Here is a 2,195-nt window from a genome sequence, read left to right on the forward strand (position 1 = left end):
AGATTTTCAGTGATGGTGATAGTACTACCAGCAGGTAAATCGGAGGTACCGCTGAGAGACACTAACTGTCCTAATAGGAAGGTGGGCACAAACGCAAGCTCTGGTGGAATTGTATCCACCACGCCATTGTCACTGGCGTTGCCGGTATTACCTGCGGCATCAGTGAGACTGGCAGTCACGGTGTACGCACCATCGATAAGCGGCTGCGTGGCTTCTGCACTCCAATTACCGCTAGCATTGGTTTGTACTGTCACCGTATGGCTGCCATTGCCATCCGTAAAGGTAATCGCAATGTCACTATTGGCTAGATCCGATGTCCCTGTAACCAGCGGCGTATTGTCGTTGGTCAACGCCGGTGCATCGATAGTGACGCTCGGCGCTGTTGTGTCTATCACCCCAGTTTCGCTATCGGTGCCGGTATTGCCTGCGGAGTCTGTCACACTGACATTCACTGTGTACTCGCCTTCGACGAGCGCGTTACTGACCTCCACCGACCAATTTCCTGCGCCATCCGTTAGGGCTGTCGCGCTTTGTACTGCGCCATTTGCAGCGATGATTTCAATCGTTACTTGTGTGCCTGCTGGCACACCACTACTTTGGCCACTAATAAGGGGGGTCACATCACTGCTGTCTGCCAGTGCATCCACACTGAGCATTGGAGCCGTTACATCAATCACCCCGGTGACACTGGCGCTGGCTGGATTGCCCGCTTGATCTGAGACACTCGCAGTGACTGTGTATTCGCCTTCAGCCAATACCTCCAGCGCAGGCACTGACCAGGTGCCTGATGGTGTCATTTGCGTGGTGACTGTGTGTGAGTTGCCTGCCGCATCATTAAATACTAAGGTGACAATGCTGCCTTGTGGCGCACTGGCCGTGCCGCTGATAGTAGGCGTGGTGTCATTCGTGTCGGCTGGCGGATTAATGCTGATATCCGGCATGGTGGTGTCGATAATCCCAGTAACTGTGGCCGTGCCTTGATTACCCACGCCATCTTCAACGGTGGCGGTCACCGTAAAGTCACCCTCCGCTAAATCACTACTGGCCGTGACACTCCACGTGCCGCCGGTTACGGTGGTTTGAATAGTCTCTGCTGGATTAATTCCATCATTTATCACCACAGTGACAACACTGCCATCTGGCGCATCACTGCTGCCGTTAATGGTCGGTGTGGTGTCATTGGTTTCACCAATCGCATTGATGGTAATACTTGGCGCTAAGGTATTGAGTGTGAAGGTATCGGTGGCACTGTTGCTATTGCCCGCCGCATCACTGACGCTCGCAACCACCGTATAATCATCATCGGCTAAAACTGGGGCGGTAACGGCCCAGTCACCATTGACATCAACCGTGGCACTGAGTGTGGTAACTGTCCCACCGCTGTCGGTGACAGTGAGGTTTATCACTGTCCCTTGTGGCTCTGATGAGGTGCCACTGAGCGTTGGCGTGTCATCATTAATTGCACCCAAGTTATTAATGCTGATCAACGGATCTAAGGTATCCACACTGCCAGTTCCGGTGTCACTGCCGGTATTGCCTGCCGCATCGGTAATACTGGCGGTCACTGTATAACTGCCATCCGGTAAGCTTGGTGCTGTTACTTGCCATGAACCATCAGCGAGGACGGTGGCACTTAATCCATAACTATCGCCATTGACATCCACGATACTGATGCTGACAACGGTGCCCGCAGGCTCGGTTGAGGTACCCGTAATCGTTGGTGTCGCATTGTTTCCAAGGCCATTATCATTAACCATAACAACAGGCACTGAGGTATCAATATTGCCTGTTAAGGCCACTTGAGTATCATTTCCCGCCGCATCGGTAATGACGGCATTGACGGTGTAATCGCCCTCGCTCAGGCCGTTCGGTACTTCGACTGACCATTGACCATTGCTTTGTACTGTCGCGCTCAGGGGTTGTTCAACCCCGTTGGCATCGGTAACCACTAGGGTCACTGTGCCACCGATTTCATTGCTGGTGCCACTGAATACCGGGGTGACGTCACTGCCATCACCCACGCCTTGCACTGTAAGACTCGGCGCGGTGGTATCAATCACACCACTAATTGAGTCGGTGGTTTCGTTGCCAACACCATCAAGGACACTGACATCAACACTAAACGCACCATCAGGCAGTGGGGTTGTCGGGCTAATTACCCAATCACCATTGGCATCCACGGTGGCGCTGAGGGT

At 53.1% G+C, this 2,195-nt stretch carries 1 protein-coding gene; it reads right to left on the reverse strand.

Going from position 1 to position 2,195, the window contains the following annotated elements:
* A partial coding sequence (locus H5158_RS22330; protein ID WP_182740942.1) for an Ig-like domain-containing protein occupies positions 1 to 2,195 on the reverse strand: 2,195 nt, incomplete at both ends.

The sequence above is a fragment of the Pseudoalteromonas sp. SR45-6 genome (assembly GCF_014163545.1).
Taxonomy (GTDB): Bacteria; Pseudomonadota; Gammaproteobacteria; order Enterobacterales; family Alteromonadaceae; genus Pseudoalteromonas; species Pseudoalteromonas rhizosphaerae.